Annotated in this window: 19 protein-coding genes, 1 other RNA gene and 1 pseudogene; 14 read left to right on the top strand and 7 right to left on the bottom strand. The window is 52.6% G+C overall.

Annotated elements, in window-relative coordinates; genetic code table 11:
• The first annotated feature begins 43 nt into the window (after positions 1–43).
• Both NH461_RS13330 and NH461_RS13325 read left to right on the top strand, forming a co-directional pair.
• Positions 44–1194, top strand: a protein-coding gene (locus NH461_RS13330) for an IS3 family transposase (protein ID WP_261600818.1) whose coding sequence is annotated in 2 segments (ribosomal slippage) — positions 44–281 and positions 281–1194 — 1152 coding nt in all. Because the reading frame shifts where the segments join, the coding sequence is not laid out codon by codon here.
• 10 nt (positions 1195–1204) lie between these two features.
• Positions 1205–2145, top strand: a pseudogene (locus NH461_RS13325) (HipA domain-containing protein); the annotation flags it as partial.
• Positions 2146–2190: 45 nt separating this feature from the next.
• On the opposite strand, the gene ssrA reads toward NH461_RS13325, so the two are convergent.
• Together ssrA and smpB are read right to left on the bottom strand one after the other, a co-directional pair.
• Positions 2191–2558: a transfer-messenger RNA gene (ssrA, locus tag NH461_RS13320) on the bottom strand.
• A gap of 119 nt (positions 2559–2677) precedes the next feature.
• Positions 2678–3160, bottom strand: a complete 483-nt coding sequence (smpB, locus tag NH461_RS13315) for an SsrA-binding protein SmpB (RefSeq protein ID WP_261600817.1) — start codon at positions 3158–3160, stop codon at positions 2678–2680.
• A 195-nt stretch (positions 3161–3355) separates the two neighbouring features.
• Here smpB and NH461_RS13310 point away from each other — a divergent pair, with 195 nt between their 5' ends.
• Together NH461_RS13310 and NH461_RS13305 are read left to right on the top strand one after the other, a co-directional pair.
• The gene (locus tag NH461_RS13310; protein WP_261600816.1) at positions 3356–3790 is read left to right on the top strand and encodes an SRPBCC family protein; all 435 of its coding nucleotides are present in this window, start codon (positions 3356–3358) and stop codon (positions 3788–3790) included.
• A complete protein-coding gene (locus NH461_RS13305) occupies positions 3780–4127 on the top strand; it encodes an RnfH family protein (RefSeq protein WP_261600815.1) in 348 nt (115 codons plus the stop codon). Before NH461_RS13310 ends, NH461_RS13305 begins: the two co-directional genes overlap by 11 nt.
• 116 nt (positions 4128–4243) lie before the next feature.
• Here the strand turns inward: NH461_RS13305 and bamE are convergent, their stop codons facing one another.
• The 3 genes from bamE to nadK all read right to left on the bottom strand — a co-directional run bounded on the left by bamE (position 4244) and on the right by nadK (position 7556).
• Positions 4244–4600 (bottom strand): outer membrane protein assembly factor BamE, encoded by a 357-nt coding sequence (gene bamE / locus NH461_RS13300; RefSeq protein ID WP_261600814.1) that lies wholly within the window; start codon positions 4598–4600, stop codon positions 4244–4246.
• Positions 4601–4830: 230 nt separating this feature from the next.
• Positions 4831–6498, bottom strand: a complete 1668-nt coding sequence (gene recN, locus NH461_RS13295) for a DNA repair protein RecN (RefSeq protein WP_261600813.1) — start codon at positions 6496–6498, stop codon at positions 4831–4833.
• 176 nt (positions 6499–6674) lie between these two features.
• On the bottom strand, positions 6675–7556 hold the full coding sequence (gene nadK, locus NH461_RS13290; RefSeq protein ID WP_261600812.1) for an NAD(+) kinase: 882 nt from the start codon (positions 7554–7556) through the stop codon (positions 6675–6677).
• Between the two features lie 193 nt (positions 7557–7749).
• Between nadK and grpE the strand changes: the two genes are divergently transcribed.
• From grpE to dnaJ, 3 genes are all read left to right on the top strand, one after another.
• Positions 7750–8370, top strand: coding sequence for a nucleotide exchange factor GrpE (grpE, locus tag NH461_RS13285; RefSeq protein WP_261600811.1), 621 nt, complete (start codon positions 7750–7752; stop codon positions 8368–8370).
• Between the two features lie 204 nt (positions 8371–8574).
• The gene (dnaK, locus tag NH461_RS13280) at positions 8575–10494 is read left to right on the top strand and encodes a molecular chaperone DnaK (protein ID WP_261600810.1); all 1920 of its coding nucleotides are present in this window, start codon (positions 8575–8577) and stop codon (positions 10492–10494) included.
• A gap of 89 nt (positions 10495–10583) precedes the next feature.
• Complete coding sequence (dnaJ, locus tag NH461_RS13275; protein WP_261600809.1) at positions 10584–11729, top strand: molecular chaperone DnaJ; 1146 nt, start codon at positions 10584–10586, stop codon at positions 11727–11729.
• A gap of 112 nt (positions 11730–11841) precedes the next feature.
• On the opposite strand, the gene NH461_RS13270 is transcribed toward dnaJ, so the two are convergent.
• On the bottom strand, positions 11842–12270 hold the full coding sequence (locus NH461_RS13270; RefSeq protein ID WP_261600808.1) for a type IV pilin protein: 429 nt from the start codon (positions 12268–12270) through the stop codon (positions 11842–11844).
• An 87-nt stretch (positions 12271–12357) separates the two neighbouring features.
• Between NH461_RS13270 and NH461_RS13265 the strand changes: the two genes are divergently transcribed.
• From NH461_RS13265 to NH461_RS13240, 6 genes are all read left to right on the top strand, one after another.
• Positions 12358–12882 (top strand): GspH/FimT family pseudopilin, encoded by a 525-nt coding sequence (locus NH461_RS13265; RefSeq protein ID WP_261600807.1) that lies wholly within the window; start codon positions 12358–12360, stop codon positions 12880–12882.
• A complete protein-coding gene (locus NH461_RS13260; RefSeq protein ID WP_261600806.1) occupies positions 12869–13456 on the top strand; it encodes a PilW family protein in 588 nt (195 codons plus the stop codon). The genes NH461_RS13265 and NH461_RS13260 overlap by 14 nt, the downstream gene beginning before the upstream one ends.
• Positions 13457–13465: 9 nt before the next feature.
• A complete protein-coding gene (locus NH461_RS13255) occupies positions 13466–14869 on the top strand; it encodes a hypothetical protein (protein WP_261600805.1) in 1404 nt (467 codons plus the stop codon).
• Positions 14859–15257 (top strand): prepilin-type N-terminal cleavage/methylation domain-containing protein, encoded by a 399-nt coding sequence (locus NH461_RS13250; RefSeq protein ID WP_261600804.1) that lies wholly within the window; start codon positions 14859–14861, stop codon positions 15255–15257. The genes NH461_RS13255 and NH461_RS13250 overlap by 11 nt, the downstream gene beginning before the upstream one ends.
• Positions 15258–15299: 42 nt before the next feature.
• Positions 15300–16007, top strand: coding sequence for a 4'-phosphopantetheinyl transferase (locus tag NH461_RS13245; protein WP_261600803.1), 708 nt, complete (start codon positions 15300–15302; stop codon positions 16005–16007).
• 84 nt (positions 16008–16091) lie between these two features.
• A complete protein-coding gene (locus NH461_RS13240; RefSeq protein ID WP_261600802.1) occupies positions 16092–17333 on the top strand; it encodes an MFS transporter in 1242 nt (413 codons plus the stop codon).
• Positions 17334–17430: 97 nt separating this feature from the next.
• Here NH461_RS13240 and NH461_RS13235 read toward each other — a convergent pair whose 3' ends face one another.
• The gene (locus tag NH461_RS13235) at positions 17431–18249 is read right to left on the bottom strand and encodes a siderophore-interacting protein (RefSeq protein WP_261600801.1); all 819 of its coding nucleotides are present in this window, start codon (positions 18247–18249) and stop codon (positions 17431–17433) included.
• 236 nt (positions 18250–18485) lie between these two features.
• Between NH461_RS13235 and NH461_RS13230 the strand changes: the two genes are divergently transcribed.
• Complete coding sequence (locus NH461_RS13230) at positions 18486–19466, top strand: sugar-binding transcriptional regulator (RefSeq protein WP_261600800.1); 981 nt, start codon at positions 18486–18488, stop codon at positions 19464–19466.
• Positions 19467–19766 lie beyond the last annotated feature (300 nt).

The raw sequence follows: 19766 nt of genomic DNA, 5'->3' as shown, positions 1-19766 counted from the left end.
AGACACCTTTTAGTTAGACAAAATGACTAGCAGAGAGGTGCTTATGAGCAACAAGCGATACCCAGAAGAATTCAAAGTTGAAGCCGTCAAACAGGTTACTGAAAAAGGCCATAGTGTAGCCGATGTGGCAAATCGTTTAGGGACTACCACGCATAGCCTTTATGCTTGGATTAAACGCTACGGCCCAGATTCCTCCCAATATCAAGCCAAGTCCGATGAAAGTGCCGAAATTCGTCGACTCAAAAAGGAGCTGCAAAGAGTCACCGAAGAAAGGGACATATTAAAAAAAGCCGCGGTGTACTTCGCAAGCCAGTCCGACTGAGGTACGCCTTTATCAAAGCCAATCAGGCTGTTTGGCCTGTTCGACGTATGTGTAAAGTCCTTAGCATCCACCCAAGTGGTTATTATGCTTGGCTTAAGCAACCCGACAGCAGACAGGAGAAACGGCGTAAATACCTTCTCGGACTCATCAAGCAGTTCTGGCTGGAATCTGGCGGCGTTTATGGCTATCGAAAAATATACAGTGATTTACGTGATGAAGGTGAATGTTGCGGTATCAACCAAGTTCACCGCTTGATGAAACGAGAAGGCTTACAGTCGCAAAGAGGATATCGAAAACCCAGGCCCAAAGTGGGCACAGAGAATGTCGTTGTTGCGAATAAGTTGGCCAGGGAGTTCAACCCGACTGCTCCAAATCAGTCTTGGGTGACCGATATCACGTATATAAAAACTCACGAAGGTTGGCTATACCTCGCAGTCGTCGTTGACCTGTTCTCTCGGAGAGTGATTGGTTGGTCGATGAAAAGCAGAATAACGAAAGAGCTGGTATTGGACGCGCTTCTGATGGCGATATGGCGACGCTCACCGTCAGAGAAGGTACTCGTGCATTCCGATCAAGGAAGCCAGTATACAAGTCATGACTGGGATAAATTTTTAAAGCAGCACGGTCTGGAATCAAGCATGAGCCGTCGGGGTAACTGCCATGACAATGCGGTAGCTGAAAGTTTTTTCCAGTTACTGAAAAGAGAAAGAGTGAAGCGAAAGATCTATTCCACTCGGGAAGAAGCGCGGATGGATATCTTCGAATATGTCGAGATGTTCTACAACGTCAAACGCAGACACGGTTCCAATAATCAGTTGTCACCAGTAGAGTATGAAAAGCGGTATGAAGAAAGGTTAATTAGTGTCTACTGAGTCGGTGGCTATTCAGGAAGTACTTTCTGCGTATCAATCCAATATTCCTCTAGGCATGTTACGAGATGAAGAAGACTTTCGTATTTCAGTGGCTGGCGTTCAGGAAAAAACGGCGTTATTGAAAATAGATAACCATTGGTGTATCCCAAAGGGGTCGACACCAACTACTCATATCATCAAGTTGCCTATTGGTGAAATCAAGCAGCCTCATGCCACTTTGGACATGACCGATAGTGTTGAAAATGAGTATCTATGTATCCAGCTTGCCAGAGCATTAGGCTTTTCTGTTCCGAACGTGGAAATTGTTCATTGCGATGGGGTGAAAGCGATCGCTGTGGAGCGATTTGACCGTCGGTGGTCTAAAGATAAAGCATGGCTACTACGACTCCCTCAAGAAGATATGTGCCGGCCTTTGGTAAACCTTCTGCGCTGAAATATGAAAGTGATGGTGGTCCCGGGATTCAGGAGATTATGGAGCTGCTACAAGGCTCAAGCCAGGCACTGAAGGATAGAGAAGCATTCATGCGCTTTCAGGTCTTCCAATGGGTGATTGGTGCAACGGATGGACATGCCAAGAATTTTTCAATCTTCATCGAAGCGGGTGGTTCATACAGGCTCACGCCATTTTATGACATTCTTTCAGCCTACCCTGTGCTCGGTGGGAGAGGGTTAAATATAAGGTCTTTGAAATTGGCGATGGGGCTCAAGGCCAGCAAGGGCAAAAAATATCAAGTCGATAAGATTTACGCGCGCCACTTTTTGGATACGGCAAAGCAGGTCGGATTTGATCAAGAGCACATGAAATCTATTTTGCGAGAGATTGTCGATGAGTTTCCAAAGGCCGTAGAGAGCGTCAAAGCAGGCCTGCCAGATGATTTTCCAGTGGACGTGTCTAGCGCTATATTTGATAACGCATTGAAAATGTTGAGGCGTTTAGCACTGAATGCTTAAAAACAAAAAGGCGATAACCCGAAGGTTATCGCCTTTCCAAACGTTTGGTGGAGCTGGCGGGAGTTGAACCCGCGTCCAAAATCAGTCTAACAGATGGCGCTACATGCTTAGTCTATCTTTATTCTCGTCAGTGTGCTGCGGAAAGACACGCCACACAAAGACATACCTGAATCAGGTTTAACGCTTCAGATCCCAGGTCAAATCATCCACGCGATCTCGTTTGGGTTTGACTACCCTGATTCCCCGTCCTACGAGCGGAGGCTAGGGAGGGTAGGCTCTAAGCAGGTTATTAAGCTGCTAGTGCGTAGTTTTCGTCGTTTGCGACTATTTTTTTGCGGTTTTTTTACGAGGCAAACCGCACCTCGGCATGCTCCACAAGCCTTCGTGATCCTGTCGAATCCTAAATCAGCCCCAGAGTTACGGTTAATGGTAACAGAATTATGATGACCGTCAACATAAAACACTGCCGGCAAAACGCTTTTGGAGAAAAATCCAGCACTTAGCAGGCATGCTCTTTCAATCTTTCTTCAGTTTAGCGGTTACTGTGCTTCATGATGCGCGCTTTGTCGCGCTGCCAGTCGCGATCTTTCGTATCGGCGCGCTTGTCGTGCAGCTTCTTACCTTTCGCCGTCCCTACTTTGAGTTTAACCCATGAACCCTTCCAGTACATGGTCAGCGCAATAATGGTTTCACCGTCGCGGTTCACGGCACCAGCCAGTTTGTCGAGCTCGCGGCGGTTGAGCAGCAGCTTGCGGGTGCGGTTCGGATCAGCCACCACGTGGGTCGATGCAGCGTTCAGCGGCGTGATTTGCATGCCGGAGATGAAGGCTTCGCCGTTGCGCAGGAACACATAGCTCTCGGAAATGTTTACTTTGCCGGAGCGGATGGCTTTCACTTCCCATCCTTGCAGCTCAACGCCGGCTTCATATTCGTCTTGGATCGCAAATTCAAAGCGGGCGGTTCTGTTTTTCGCGATGGTGTTGCTGCCCGGCTTGTTCGGTTTATTTTTGGCCATAAATACTCGGTGTTTGATGTTGCTGTCCCAGGCGCGCGGCCTGGTCGAAAAACGATGATCGCGCTTGGCGAGATCGCACAAGTTTTGGCTGTTCGCCAAGTAATGGTATCATTGGCGCACCTCTTCTCATAGGGTTTGCGAATGAAAGGTTTACGCCTGACGAGCAGAGGTACTTGTGATGGTAAAGGAGAAACTATGCCTCAGATTAGCCGCTCTGCACTGGTTCCTTTCAGCGCGAAGAAGATGTTTGAGCTTGTTAATGACGTTGAGTCGTATCCGGCCTTTTTGCCGGGGTGTTCCGGGAGCAAAATCCTGGAAAGTTCAGAACAGCATATGATGGCCGCGGTCGATGTGTCGAAGGCGGGGATCCGCAAGACCTTTGTGACCCGCAATGCGCTCACGCATGGCAGCAAGATTGACATGCAGCTGGTCGACGGGCCGTTTCGCCGTTTGGTCGGGGGCTGGCACTTTATCGAGCTCGATGCAGATGCCTGTAAGGTGGAGCTGAAGCTGGACTTTGAATTTACCAACGGGCTGGTTGAGGCGGCGTTCGGGAAAGTGTTTAAAGAGCTGACCGGCAACATGGTGAGTGCTTTTACCCAACGGGCGAGAGAAGTGTATGGGTTCTGAAGAAAAACTGATCCATGTTGAGGTGGTGTATGCGCTGCCGCAGGTTCAGCGGGTGATCAAGCTGGCGGTGATGCCGGACACGCCGGTACAGGAAATTATCGAGCGCTCCGGGGTGCTGGAGATGTATCCCGAGATTGACCTCAAGAAGAACAAAGTCGGGGTGTTTAGCCGCAACGTGAAGCTGGACGCGACGATTCGTGATGGTGATCGGCTGGAGATTTACCGTCCGCTGCTGGCCGATCCGAAAGAGATCCGCCGCAAGCGTGCCGAGCAGGCAAAACAAGAAGCCCTGGCGGCGAAAGCTGCGAAGAAAGATGGCACTGCTGAGAGCTCATGATACCGGGCTCGGGCAACAGAGAGGCTTTGGCTACATAGGAGCTCTGGCTACATAAGAGCTCGGGAAACAAAGATTGAAAATAAAAAAGCTCGCAATTGCGAGCTTTTTTTATGGGATCAGTTGATTGGATTCATGAAATCCGGCCCGGCGTCGTAATCGCCGGAGAGGCTGATCAGCTGGTTCTGACCGTTGAAGGTGAGAACCAGGTTTTGTTGAATCGCTTCATCATGCCCGGGCTTATGGTAGTAGATGTAATACCAGGTATTCGGGTATTCAGGCTCAACCAGCATCGGCGAGCCCAGCACAAAGCTGACTTGTTCTTTATTCATTCCATAGCGGAGGGTGTCGATGTCACGTTGCTCCAGGTAGTTTCCCTGGTTGATATCGATACGGTAGACCAGTTGTTCGACAACTGAGCAGCCTCCTAACAGGCTTGCCGCCAAGGTCAGGGCAGCAATATTTTTCCAACTCATAGCATCCCGGCAAATTCGCTCTTAACTGCTGCGATGATAAACAAGCTCTTGGCAGAAGTAAAAAAAGCAGTGAAGAAAAATTAACAGCGTACGCAACTGAGACTCTGTTTTTGCCAATTAGTTTCGTTACGCACGCTGCTTTTATGCTGGGATCTATGTCAGAACCGTGGCCGAGGTTTCAGTCTCGGCTCACTTTATGGTTTGCATTGTTGCTGCCATGGCGTGCCGGGCTACGCTGCGATCAGCAGCTCCTTGGCGTTGGCCAGGGTGCGCTCGGTAATTTCGCTGCCGCCCAGCAGGCGGGCCAGTTCTGCCACGCGCGCATCCGGGTTCAGCGGCACCATGCTGGTTTCGGTCTGTCCCTTACTCGATTTCTTGGCAACAAACATCTGCTGGTGACCGCAGCCGGCCACTTGCGGCAGGTGGGTCACACACATCACCTGGGTCGACTCGCCCAGGGTTCGCAGCATCTTGCCGACGATGGCGGCGGTCGGGCCACTGATCCCGACATCGACTTCATCGAAAATCAGGCTCGGGGTTTCGACTTTCTGCGCGGTGATCACCTGGATCGCCAGCGAGATCCGCGACAGCTCACCACCGGAGGCCACTTTGCCGAGCGGTTGCAGCGGCTGGCCCGGGTTGGTGGACACCAGGAAGGTGATGGTGTCGAACCCGAGCGGGCTGAGCATGCCTTCGGCGTCGCTCTGGATATCGATTTTGAACACCCCGTGCTCCATGCTGAGCTGGTGCATGCTGTCGGAGATCTTCTTGTCGAGCTCCTTGGCGTAGCGCTGGCGGCTCTTGCTCAGCTTTTCGGCGTTGGCGAGAAACTTCTGGCGCAGGCGTTCGACATCTTCGCCCATTTCTTCCAGTCGCTCATCGCTGCAATCGAGGTTTTCCAGCTCTTTGAGCAGATCCTGATGCTTCTGGTACAGCTCATTCGGCATCACATAATGTTTGCGTGCCAGCGACATAATTTTCGCCAACCGCTCTTCCAGATAGATCAGGCGTTGCGGATCCATATCCATGTTATCAAGGTAGCAGCGCAGCTCCTGGCTGGCTTCCTGCACCTGGATAATGGCATCTTCCAACATTTGCGGGATGCTGCTCAGGTTGCTGTCGAGCTCGCCGAGCTGGATCACCTGCTGGCTGGCCATTTGCAACAGTTGCAGGGCATTGCCGTCTTCGTTGTCATAAAGCACGGACAGCGCGGTCTGGCTGGACACTGCCAGCTCACCGCTGTTGGACAGGCGTTTGTGCTCTTCTTCAATCTCGGCGTATTCCTCTTCGCCGAGTGCCAGATCATTGAGCTCTTTCACCTGGTATTGGATCAGTTGTTTCTGCGCTTCGTTCTCGTCGCGGCTCTGGATCAGACGCTTGAGTTCATTGTTCGCCAGACGCCAGGCCTGATAGGCACGACGGGTTTTTTCCATCAGCAGGTGGTGACCAGCATACTGATCCAGCATCTGCTGCTGGTAATCGGCGCGCATCAGCTGCTGGTGGGCATGTTGGCCGTGGATGTTGATCAGCAGCTGGCCCAGCGCTTTTTGCTGCGAAGCCGGGACAGGGCTGCCATTGATGAAGCCGCGCGAGCGACCTTCTTTGGTGATCACCCGGCGCAGAATGCAGTCTTCCCCGTCAATCAGCTCATTGTCTTCCAGCCAGCGGCGCGCTGCCTGGTTGTTCTGTAAAGAGAAGGTTGCGGAGATTTCGGCTTTGTCTTCATTCGGGCGGACCATGCTTGCTTCCGCTCGATCGCCGAGGCACAGGCCCAGCGCGTCGATGGCAATCGACTTACCGGCACCGGTTTCGCCGGTAATGGTGGTCATTCCCGGTTTCAGTTCAAACTCAAGGGTTTTGACAATAGCAAAGTTAGAGATCGTCATATGAGCAAGCATGTGTTCACCTGTTTAAATCAACACCTGTTTTTTCATACAGTATATACTGTATGAAGATACAGTAAAGATGTATGCACAGTTTTTTGCATGAAAATTATTGATTGCTAACTCAATGAATTCTGGTTGTAAAAAAGCCAGCGCGGGGCTGGCTTCGGAAATACAGGATGGGGAAGGGCTCAGAACAGTTTGCTCGACCAGCCAAGCTTGCCCCGCAGCACGTTATAGTAGCTGTAGTTTTTCGGGTGGATCAGTTTGAGCTGATCCGGGCTCTGGTAAATGTGGATTTCATCGCCGGGGCTGACCGGCAGCGACACCTGACCGTCGCAGCTTACTTCCAGCGTACTGCCGTTGGTCGGTGAGACCAGTAGTTTGATCCGCCGGTTGCCGTCGACGACCAGCGGGCGGCACGACAGGGTGTGCGGGAACATGGGCACCAGCGACAGGGCGTTCAGGCTCGGTGACAGGATCGGGCCGCCGCCGGACAGGGAGTAGGCGGTGGAGCCGGTCGGCGTGGAGACAATCAGGCCGTCCGAGCGCTGGGAAAAGGCGAAGTTGTCATCAATATAGACTTCGAACTCGATCATGTGGGCGATTTTGTCCGGGTGCAGCACGGCTTCATTCAGCGCGGCATTGCGGCTTTTGATCTGGCCGTGGCGATGGACTTCGGCCTCGAGCAAAAAGCGATGCTCGATCAGAAATTCACCGGCCAGCACCTGCTCGAGCTCGGAATCAAACGCATCCGGATCCAGGTCGGTGAGAAAGCCCAGGTTGCCCCGATTGACCCCAATCACTGCGATATCAAAGCGCGACAATACCCGGGCCGCGCCCAGCATGTTGCCGTCGCCGCCGACCACGATGGCCAGGTCGGCTTTATCACCGATCGTGAGCAGATCGCACAGGGTAGAGGCGGGGACATCCAGCTCGCCGGCCAGGCGGTGATCCACCAGGACCTCATAGCCTTGATTAAACAGCCAGTCGTAAAGCCCTTTGTGCGTTTGCAGCGCATCGGGGTTTCTCGGCTTGCCAATTAACGCGATTGTTTGAAAAGTGCGCTTCATGTCCTTGATCCGACAGATGATAGTTGAGCCAGTATAGCGCCAGGTTTGGATACTTGTCGCGCTTTGTGACCGATCTCGGCTTGAATCATTGAACTTCATCCCCATAATAGGCGCATAACAGTTTTATCGGGTGGAAAGGCGATTTTGTCCACCCCATTGATGAACAACATGATCTTGGCGGAGAAGCGAACGCATGAGCAACGAAGAGAAAAAAGTACAGGACGAAGAGCTGAAGCAAGCAGCGGCTGAAGCAACCGAGACTGAGTCTGCTGAGGACGTTGTGGTTGAAATGACTGAAGAAGAACGTCAGGCAGCCCGTATTGCTGAGCTGGAAGCAGCGCTGCTGACCAGCGAAGCCAAAGCCCGCGAGCAGCAAGACGGTGTGCTGCGCGCACGTGCGGATGTGGAGAACATGCGCCGTCGCACCGAGCAGGAAATCGACAAGGCCCGTAAATATGCCCTGACCAAGTTTGCGGAAGAGCTGCTGCCGGTGATTGACAACATGGAGCGCGCGATTGAGATGGCGGACAAGAACGAAGCCGCGGTTCAATCGATGATCGAAGGGGTTGAGTTGACCCTGAAGACCATGATGGATACGGTTGAGAAGTTCGGTCTGAAGCAGATCAACCCGCAAGGCGAAGCCTTCAACCCTGAGTTCCACCAGGCGATGTCGATCCAGGAAAGCGCGGAGCATGAGCCGAATACGGTGATGCTGGTGATGCAAAAAGGCTATGAGCTGAACGGCCGTGTGGTTCGTCCGGCGATGGTTATGGTGTCGAAAGCAGCAGCCGGGAATATCGATACCCAGGCGTAAGCGGGCCTCGGTATCGGGAAGCCCGCTGATTGGCGGGCTTTTTATTTTTTTTGATTTTTTTTCGATGTCACCCTTGAAAACAAATTGGCTGCCCTTATCTAGTAGTCATACGACATCGTCATCAAATTTTGCGGCTGAGTCCGCATTGTCGGCCCGAAATATTTCGACCGGCAATTAGAACTAACGAATTTCGGAGAAAGCCTGATGGGTAAAATCATTGGTATTGACTTGGGTACAACTAACTCTTGTGTAGCAGTACTTGATGGTGAAAAACCACGTGTCATTGAAAATGCTGAAGGTGAGCGCACAACGGCATCGGTTATCGCTTACACTCAAGACGGTGAAACTTTAGTAGGTCAGCCGGCGAAGCGTCAGGCGGTCACCAACCCAGAGAACACACTGTTTGCGATCAAGCGTCTGATCGGTCGTCGTTTTGAAGACGAAGAAGTTCAGCGCGACATCGAAATCATGCCTTTCAAAATCGTGAAGGCAGATAACGGCGATGCATGGGTTGAAGCGAAAGGCCAGAAAATGGCTGCGCCTCAGGTCTCTGCTGAAGTTCTGAAGAAAATGAAGAAAACGGCTGAAGACTTCCTGGGTGAGGAAGTTACCGGCGCCGTGATTACTGTTCCAGCATACTTCAACGATGCACAGCGTCAGGCGACCAAAGACGCCGGCCGTATCGCGGGCCTGGAAGTAAAACGTATTATCAACGAACCAACAGCGGCTGCCCTGGCTTACGGCCTGGACAAAGAAGGCGGTGACCGCACCATCGCAGTATACGACCTGGGTGGTGGTACGTTCGATATCTCTATCATCGAGATCGATGAAGTTGAAGGCGAGAAGACCTTTGAAGTTCTGGCAACCAATGGTGACACGCATCTGGGTGGTGAAGACTTTGATAACCGTCTGATCAACTACTTGGTTGACGAGTTCAAGAAAGATCAAGGGATCAACCTGAAGAACGATCCGCTGGCGATGCAGCGTGTGAAAGAAGCAGCTGAAAAAGCGAAAATCGAGCTGTCTTCTGCTCAGCAGACTGACGTGAACCTGCCGTACGTAACTGCAGATGCCACCGGTCCGAAGCACATGAACGTGAAAGTAACACGTGCCAAGCTGGAATCTCTGGTTGAAGATCTGGTTCAGCGCTCTCTGGAGCCACTGAAAGTTGCACTGGCTGATGCTGACCTGTCTGTGGGCGACATCACTGACGTGATCCTGGTGGGTGGTCAAACCCGTATGCCTATGGTTCAGGCCAAAGTTGCTGAGTTCTTCGGTAAAGAAGCCCGTAAAGACGTGAACCCAGACGAAGCGGTTGCTGTCGGTGCTGCGGTTCAGGGCGGTGTTCTGGCCGGTGAAGTGAAAGACGTTCTGCTGCTGGACGTGACGCCGCTGTCTCTGGGTATCGAAACCATGGGCGGTGTGATGACCAAGCTGATCGAGAAAAACACCACGATCCCAACTAAGGCGAACCAGGTGTTCTCAACAGCTGAAGACAACCAGAGCGCAGTAACGATTCACGTTCTGCAAGGTGAGCGTAAGCAAGCGAACTTCAACAAGTCTCTGGGTCAGTTCAACCTGGAAGGCATCCAGGCAGCGCCACGCGGCATGCCACAGATCGAAGTAACTTTCGACCTGGATGCGGATGGTATCCTGCACGTGTCTGCGAAAGACAAGTCAACTGGCAAAGAGCAGAAGATCACGATCCAGGCATCTGGCGGTCTGAGCGACGACGAAATCGAGAAAATGGTTCAGGAAGCGGAAGCCAACAAAGAAGCGGACAAGAAGTTCGAAGATCTCGTGGCTGCCCGTAACCAAGCGGACCAACTGACTCACGGTACGCGTAAGCAAATCGAAGAAGCCGGTGACGCATTGCCAGCAGACGAGAAAGAGAAGATTGAAGCCGCGATCAACGAGCTTGAAGAAGCCCGTAAAGGCGAAGACAAAGAAGCGATTGATGCCAAAGTTCAGGCACTGATTGCTGCTTCTCAGAAGCTGATGGAAATTGCTCAGCAGCAAGCACAGGCGCAAGCCGCTGAAGCGGGCGAAGGCCAGCAGCAAGCGAAGCAAGATGACGACGTTGTCGACGCTGAATTCGAAGAAGTTAAAGACGATAAAAAATAAGATAGTTGATTCATAATCTTATTTGAGGCGCGGGCGTTGGAGGAAGACTCTTGCGCCCGTAGCTGTATGAAGGCAGGTGACAGATCAGTATGTCAAAACGTGACTTTTATGAAGTTCTTGGCGTTGGCCGTGACGCATCAGAACGTGATATTAAGAAGGCTTATAAGCGCCTTGCAATGAAGTTTCACCCGGACCGTAACCAGGGTGATGCGGAATCTGCGGAAAAATTCAAGGAAGTGAAAACGGCCTATGAAATCCTGACCGATCCGCAGAAGAAAGCGGCCTACGATCAGTACGGCCATGCAGCCTTTGAACAAGGTGGTATGGGCGGTGGCGGCGGCTTCGGCGGCGGTGCGGACTTCAGTGATATTTTCGGGGATGTCTTTGGCGATATCTTCGGCGGTGGCGGCGGTCGTCGTGGCGGACAGCAGCGCGCTCAGCGTGGTGCCGACTTGCGCTACAACATGGAGCTGACGCTGGAAGAAGCGGTGCGCGGTTGCTCGAAAGAGATCCGTGTCCCGACGCTGGTTCACTGTGATACCTGTGACGGCTCAGGCGCGAAGAAAGGCACGTCTGCGACCACATGTGGAACCTGTCACGGTGCCGGCCAAGTTCAAATGCGTCAGGGTTTCTTCGCGGTGCAGCAAACCTGTCCGCACTGTCATGGTCGCGGGAAGATCATCAAAGAGCCTTGTGGCACTTGTCATGGCCAGGGCCGCAAAGAAGAGACCAAGACGTTGTCGGTCAAGATCCCTGCAGGCGTGGATACCGGCGATCGGATCCGTCTGTCGGGTGAAGGCGAAGCCGGAGAATTCGGTGCACCGGCGGGCGATCTGTATGTCCAGGTTCATGTCGCTCAGCACCATATCTTTGAGCGCGACGGCAACAACCTGTACTGCGAAGTACCGGTGAGCTTCACCATGGCTGCCCTGGGCGGCGAGGTGGAAGTTCCGACCCTGGATGGCCGCGTGAGCCTGAAAGTGCCGTCGGAAACGCAAACCGGCCGTATGTTCCGGATGCGCGGCAAAGGGGTGAAATCGGTTCGCGGCGGCGCTGTGGGTGATTTGATCTGTAAGCTGGTGGTGGAAACCCCGGTGAACCTGAGCGCGCGCCAGAAGGAGCTGCTGCAGGAGCTGGAAGAAACCCTGGGTGGTACTGCAGCCAAGAAGCACAAGCCAAAGTCTGAAGGCTTCTTCGACGGTGTGAAGAAATTCTTCGATGACCTGACCGGTTAATTCGTGTCAGCCCATCGTTTAGATGATAAAAGCCAGCGAGAGCTGGCTTTTTTGTTGTTTGATTTTCACGGTTAGCGGTTAACGGTAGGCGTATGCCGGACTGCCGCTTCACTTACCAACAGCCACTTACCGCGCTTCCCCCCAGTTTAGCGCTGCCGAGTCCGGCCGCATTGAGCGACAGTATCCCACAGCGATCCCCACTGGTTTTGGGCGTAGCGGTCAAGACATAAGTATCTGCACCGTTGCCGCGCGTTGCGCTGAAATTGTAGCGGTTGGTATTTAGGCTGCAGCCCGGGCAACTGCTGTTATTGACGCTCGCTGGGTAGCTGCCGTTGGTGTTGTATTGCTCTTCCATCCAGAGCTGTAACTTGACCAATCCGGTTTTGGCATCTTCACGGTAACTGCGTTGCAGGTGCTCCGTATATGATGGATAGGCGATTGCAGCCAGAATCCCGATGACCGCCAGGACCACCAGTAATTCGATGAATGTCACACCCGCTTGTAAACAGCGGTATTGCTTGATTTGAAAAAATCGACTCATCCCGATAACCCATTGTTATGCCATATAGAGATTGTTACGAAGTGGTAATGTTTATGCAATCTGATTTATATTCGGGCGGGAGGTTGCATGAAAAAATGGAGCGCACTTCATGGCTTTACTGTACTTGAGTTGCTGATCACGCTGTCCGTAATGCTGATGCTGCTTGGGGTGGCAGTCCCGTCTTTTAGCCAACTTTTGTCGAATAGTCAGTCAGACCGGCTGGCGGCCAAATTGGTGATGACTCTCGAGCAGGCCAAGACAGAAGCCATTCGTGTCAATGAAAAGGTGTATGTGCACAACTTAGGGATGAGTCAACCCGCCCGGCAGAGTTGGTGTATCGTGGTCACGTTGGTGTCTGTGGCTCCGGCGTCTTGCCAGGACAGCCAGTCACTTTTGACGGTATCCGGAGAGTCGTATTCTGCCCTTCAGCTTCAGAATGCTGAGAAAAAGCGTTGGTTTGATCCGGCGAGGGGGATGGCCAGTGACGCCATGACTTACGTGATCACCGCCACGGATATGGGCGCCAACCAGGCGATTAAAGTGATGTTAAGTAAGAAATCTCGCGTGCGCCGTTGTGGAACAGGAGGCGTTGAAGGGTATGACGCCTGTTAAACGATCCCGAGGGATGACGCTGATTGAGCTGGTTGTCGCGATGGCGCTGGGCGTACCGGTGTTGTTGATGCTGACGACTGCATTTGCGTCGGGTTCCAAGTCCGTCTCTCGCATCAATGAAGAACTTTATGTGCATACGGAGTTTCATGAATTGAGTCAGTTAGTCACCGGGGACTTACGCCGCGCTGGGTATAGTCTGGCAGGGCAGCGAGCCGGGGATGTGAAATGGCCGGGTGTGGCGGAGCAGGTGCATGTTCCGACAAAGGACTGCATTGCTTATGCCTATGAGTTTGAAGACTCAGGACCACAGAGACGATACACCACAATCTACAGAGATACGGAATCGCCAGAAATCATTAACTATTACACCAAACAGCTCAGCGTCGGTGCCCCTTTGCCGGCAGGTGCAGCGCCGTGTCAGGGCGGAGAGTCAATCATTGATAGCCACTTGATGGCAGTGACAGACTTGCAATTTAATGTTTCAGGCTCTGCAGTTGAAGTAACACTGGGAATTAAATCACGGGATGGAACCTATCAAAATTCTGCGATGTTCGATGTCACGGTCGTGAACTAAAGGGATGTGATGATGAAGGTGAATCAAGCTTCGGGTTTTGTCACGTTGACGGTGACGTTGATGCTCACTCTGGCGGGCAGTTACCTCTTCTTTCAATCAGTTGATAGCGCGCAATATACTGTGATGCGATATCAGAACACTTTGTCGGCGAAGAAAAATCACTGGGCGGCGGAAGGGGGGCTGGCCTGCGCTTATGGCGTCAACAAGACGACGGCAGGGACACCGATGAGCCGGGATTATTCGCTTTGTAACGGTTTGGTCTTTGATGGCAGTGCTGATGCCAGCCGTCTGCAAGTGGCCGTGACGCCTATTGAAATTACCCCGGACGCGCTCTATACCCTCAGTAGTGAAGCCAAGGAAGTTCATGGCCGGGGCAAACGTGTGGTGATGCGGGATATCCAGCTGACGGGAGGCGCCCCGATGCCTGGGATTTTTAAGACGTCATCCAAGTTGCGGCTGACTGGGAGTTTTGATTTTTTACCTAATAAAAACACCAATAAAGTTGGTGAGCATGAGTGTGTTTCTTTGATTGTTAAAAACAAATCAGATTTTATTCATACGGATAGTGTTATTGGTTCTAAATTAATCGTCAGGGATCGTGATGGGTATCGGCAAAGTCAACTCCCTTCAGGAGTTAAACTCAGCGAAGTAAATAATTCCGCAGTTGATTCACGGTTAAGTTTTGAGTGTAAAAATGGCTACCAGACTTTTCAGCAGGTCGGTGCGGAAAATATTGCGTTCGCGAAGGATGTAATCGAAGACCCAGATATGGATATGTTTCGAGATTTTTTCGGTCAACCACGAGAGAATTGGCAGACTGTACGCGATGGTAAATTTCCGGCGCAAGGTATTATTAACAAAGATCAACCTGAGCAGATGGTTACTGATTGTGCGCAGCAAATCATTGATCGTTATGCGGCCGGAGTATCAAAAATTTGGGTCGACGGCAGTTGTTATTTATCGAGAGAAAATATAGATACAAGCCATTCCGCCCCGTTCAATTTTGGTGATCCATCATCAAACCCCACGGAGCAAAAGCCCGTAATGGTTATCGTTCGGGATGGCATCGTTTTTTCACCAGCAGACTTTACATTTTCGGGGTTGTTTTACCAATTTAATACCGGTGACAGAAGCAATGAGCATTTATCTCAAGATATGGTCCAAGCGTGTATTGACAGTAACTCGTGTGGGAAAGGGGATTTGAGCCAACAGGAGCCTTATAAAGAATGGGGATTTTTTGTAAAGGGCTCGATGAATGTTTATGGTGGATTAGCGGTTGATATGGAAGGTCTGGGTTTTAACGTTCAAGGGGCGATGATTGCAACATACGATAGCTCTAAATGGGAGGGGTTGTTGCCGACCCCGTCAGGAGGCGTTGTTAATTGGAAACAAGGAACCTGGCGTGACTTTTAATCTGAAGTTTCTAAATCGGCGGGCAGCCGGATTCAGCCTGCTGGAGGTTCTGATCTCTCTCCTTGTGATTTCAATTGGGATCCTGGGGATGATGAAAATGCAGGCCTACTTTGAGCACAAAAGTGAAGTCGCAGCCAAAGGCTTGGTTGCGCTGCAGATCGCAGAAAGTCAGCAGGAGTCGGTGAAAGGGGCTCCTTTCGACGCCATTGCCGGTGACTCCGGCACGATTCCTCATTCTGGGACTACATACAATTGGCAGCAGGTAGTCAGCCCCAAGACGATCGGCAGCGCCGGGGATGCCAAGCAGGTCGAAGTGAAGGTCAGCTGGAAAGATCGCTGGGATCAGGACCAGAATATTTCACTGGTTACCTTGCATACCAAATATTGATCTGTTCTGCTGAAGCTCTGGAATTGATGACGGATATTGCTGATGTTAAGCGATTTTATCTCGACACCGGATGTGGTGGTGTTGCCCGGTTTTGATGGTCACTGCGTCCAATGTACCTTTGATGCCGCTTTGTATGAGGATCTGTATTTTTCCCGTCTGGGCATTGTCATGCCGGAAGCGTTGCATAGCGCGGTCTATAAACGTAAGGCGGAGTTCCTTGCCGGTCGATATGTGGCAAAACATGGTCTCTCTCAGTTGCCGATCTCACAACATGAAGTTGCCATTGGTCAGCACCGTGCTCCGGTGTGGCCGGCTGGCGTGATCGGGTCAATTAGTCACCACCGAGGCAAGGCGATTTGCGCCATTCGGCTGGGCGATGGCACTCAAGAAGGGGTCGGGATAGATATCGAGCAGCGGATTCAAGATGAGCAGGTTGAGAGCATCCGGCCGGGGATTGTGAATGTTGCGGAGTGGCAGCGGCTTACAGCGCTCCCTTGGGATCCCGCAATGAGATTGACCTTAGTCTTTTCTGCCAAAGAAAGCTTGTTCAAGGCGCTGTATGGATGGGTGGGGCGTTATTTTGACTTTATGGATGCTGAAGTGGTTGCACTCGACTCCGGTTGCTTAACGTTTCAGTTGCTCAATGATCTCACGCCAAGGCTGCGGGCCGGAAGCCAGTTCCGGGTCAGTTATCAGATCACGGCATCCGAAGTCTTAACCTTTCTTCATGCCAGACATTCGCAACCGTAGGGAATGCAACATGAAACCCATATTTGATAATGGTTCTCATTATTGATATTCCAAGAGGGAGTGGCTACAATCCGGGTTCGTTGAATGAACCGGTCGTGGAAAATGGAAGATTACACCCGCGCCAAGCGCGCTGTGCTGTGTTTAGCTTTGTTGATCAGTATGGTGTCGATTGGCACCTTGATGATGGTGATGCCGCTGGGTGTCGACTTCGTTGCTGATTTGGGCATGAAAACCGAAAGTATCGGCTATATCAGCGGCGGGGCTATGTTTGCTTCGGCCCTGGTCGGCTTCTTCCTGGCACCTTATCTTGATCGGTATGATCGGAAAACGGCCATCATTATTTTTCTGCTGCTCCGCTCTGCGTTTATCTTTGTCTGCGGGCTGGCCACCACGCAAAATGAACTCCTGCTGTGGTTTATCCTGACCGGGTGTTTTTCCGGCCCGATGGTTGGCCTGACGATGGCGGCGGTGATTGATGTCACCACGATTCAGGAACGCGGCAAAGCCATGGCGTTTGTTGCCAGCGGTTTTTCGCTGGCTGCGATTTTGATTGTGCCGCTGTCGTTGCAGATTTCGCAATGGCTCTCCTGGCAACTGACCTTTTTCTTCTTTTCTCTGCTGGGCTTCGCGCTGGCGCTGGCCTGTTGGCTGCTGATGCCGACGATGCGGGCGCACATCAAGGCGGCAGATGCCCCGAAAGCGACTTCGCTGATCACCATGCTCCGCTCGGCGCCATTTGTGTTGGCGATGCTGCTGGTGGCGGTCAGTCTGTTCGGCCATTTTCTGCTGGTGCCGAATCTGGCGGCCTATTTTCAGTTCAACCTGTCATTCCCGCGTGAGCAAATCGGTGTACTTTATTTCATTGGCGGCGTGGCCAGTATTGTCGCAATGCAACTGTGTGGCCGGTTGCTGGATCGCGGCTGGGTGACGCAGACCATTTGCGTGGCCAGCCTGCTGGTGGCGGTGGTGGTTTATTTTGGCTTTGTGTCGCCGGGTTACTGGCCGGTTTACCTGATCTTTATGGTGTTTATGGCGGCCAGTTCAGCGCGAACGTCGTCGGTGTCAGCAATCACCTCGCGGGTGCCGAGGCCGGAGCATCGGGCGGCGTTTATGTCCTATCAGGGGACGATGACCAATGTCGCAGCCGGTGTGGCCAGTGTGGTCGCTTCGGTGTATCTCACCACCGGGGAGGCATCTCAACTGCAGGGGATCCCCGAGATGGGCATGGTCACTATTTTGTGTACGCTGGCGATCCCGGTGTGTATGTTGTTGCTGCTGCGTAGCCTGAACAAACAGCAGGCGTCACAGGCTTCCGTCTCTGCGTAGGATCGGTAACCGGCGCTTTCGTCTGACGTGAAAAAACCCGCAGCGATGCGGGTTTTTCGTTTGGGGAGAAACGAGTGTTGCTTCGCTCGCTGGGAGCTCAGGACTCGTCATCCATCACGGCATGACGTTGCTGATGGTAGGCTTCTTCGTCTTTCCCGTAACGCCAGTACGGTACGGCGTAAACGAGCTTGCGATCCACGTCCAGATGACGGCGGACATGCTTGCGCAGGCCAACGACGATTTGCTCTTCGCCGGCAAACCAGAAATAGCTGTTGTCGGATGTCGGTGACTGGGCAATGACACTGTCAATGAGCGTCTGGTGGTTATCCGAGCCGCCGACAAACCAGCGAACCTCAACCCCTGCCGGGTGCGGCAGATCCTGGATATCCTGCGCGTCGCCGACCTGGATCGCGACATAGCCCTGGCTGTCTGCCGGCATTTCTTCCAGCATGGCGCTCAGCGCCGGAACTGCGGTTAAATCACCGGCCATGTAGTAATGAGCGGCGGGTTTGAGCATCGGGTGCGGGCCGCCCGGCAAGGAAATCGCGACTTTATCGCCGGGCTTGGCGTGCTGGGCAAACCGGGAAGCTGGACCGAGGTCACCGTGCATAGCGACATCAATATCAATCTCGTGCTGTTCGCGACGCAGGTCACGGATGCTGAATGTTCGGAGAATCGGCTTTTGTGTCGGGTCGGGCCATTTCGGTCCTTTGTCCGTCATCTCCGGCATCACCGGCTCCTGCTGGCCCGGTTGCGGCAACATCAGCTTGATGTGGGCACCCTGGCTGCACGTCGGGTAGTGAGCCAGTGCCGGGCTGGTACAGCAAATTCGGCGATAGTTCGGGGTAATATCCTGAATATGTTTGACCGTGAGCAACACGGGGCCACTGGCAGTCGGTTTGTCGTTAGCTGACATGTCGGTCATTCCTTTAAACTATAATGATATCTATTCTCATGTGGATTATACAGAAAGCATGGCGTCTGAACAGTGTTAAATCTTGATCCTGTTTCCAGTCATTGATACCAGTAAAATCAAATAGTTCCGAATGAACTGTGCCCAGAGAACTGTGGCGGTCGGCTCTGGCTCGCACCCGGCGTCGCTTCGCGGTAAGATGTTGCCCGGTTAACAGGCAGGGCATGAAAGGACAGGTGATGACATCAGCCACCAATGACACCACGCACGTAGACAGTGATCTGCTGACTGAAATTGCGATCGCGTATTATCAGGACGGCGCCACCCAGGAAGAGATTTCCAAAAAGTTCGGCATGTCCCGGGCCAAAGTCGGCCGTTTGCTGCGCCGCGCCCGTGATGAAGGGGTGGTGGAGATCACCGTGAAATATCACCCGGTGTTCAGTGAAAAACTGGAGCAGCAGTTGATTGAGCGCTTCGGCTTGAAACGAGCGCTGATCGCGCTGGATCAGCCCGATGATGAAAGCCAGCGCCAGCAGGTCGCCAGCCTGGTGTCGAGCTATCTCGCTTCGATACTCAATGATGACATGGTGGTCACCGTCGGGCAGGGCCGGAACATCGCCTCGATTGCCAACCATATCGGGGTGGTCCCGCACCGCAAGTGTCGCTTTGTCTGTGGTATCGGCGGCACGCACCGCTCCGGCAATGCCATTAATGCCGACCATATTTGCCGCCAACTGGCAAAAAAATATGACGGGATCAGTGAAACCCTCTATGCGCCGGCTTATGTCGAAGACATCAAAGTCAAAGAGTCCATCATGCTGAACGGTACGGTGAAAGAGACGCTGGATCGGGCCCGGCGCGCTGATGTAGCGCTGGTCGGGGTGGGCGATATGAACGAAAACAGCCACATGGTGAAAATGGGCTGGTTTACCCCGCAGGAAATTGTCGAGGCGCGGATCCGCCGCGGCGTGGTCGGTGATATTGCCGGATATGATTTTTTCGACAGTCAGGGCAAGCGGGCCGATACCATGATGAGTGATCGGGTGATTGGCCTGAGTATGGAAGAATTGCGCCACATCCCGACCGTAGTGGTCACGGCGGCGGAAAACAGCAAAGCGCTGGCGTTGCTGGGGGCATTGCGCTCCGGGGTGGTGGATGTGCTGGCCACCAGTGTCAGCAACGCCCTGACCATTCTCAATCTGGATCAGCAGATGAAGTAAGCCGCTTCGCCTTTTTTGCGACGAGATGGCCTTGAGATGACTTCGAGGTGACTTCGAGAGCGCCTGATGAAAAGAACTGCCCGTTGTTTTTGCGTGACGACTGAGTCCCAAAAACCGCGGGCAGTTTTGTTTGGATGCTCGAGCCATCGGCTGAACTTGCTATGCTTCTAGAATGCTGCAGTAGCAGTAGCAGTAGCTGAGGCTGAGTTAGTCAACATTTGGGGGCGGAGGGGTCGTGAAGCGGTGGTTGATAGCAGTGGGTTGGATGTGTGTCTGGGGCGTATCGTCATGTGTAGCCGC

The sequence above is a fragment of the Photobacterium sp. TY1-4 genome (assembly GCF_025398175.1).
In the GTDB taxonomy this organism is placed as follows: Bacteria; Pseudomonadota; Gammaproteobacteria; order Enterobacterales; family Vibrionaceae; genus Photobacterium.
Note: the sequence above shows the minus strand (reverse complement) of the source record. Positions and strands in the feature narration are given on the sequence as shown.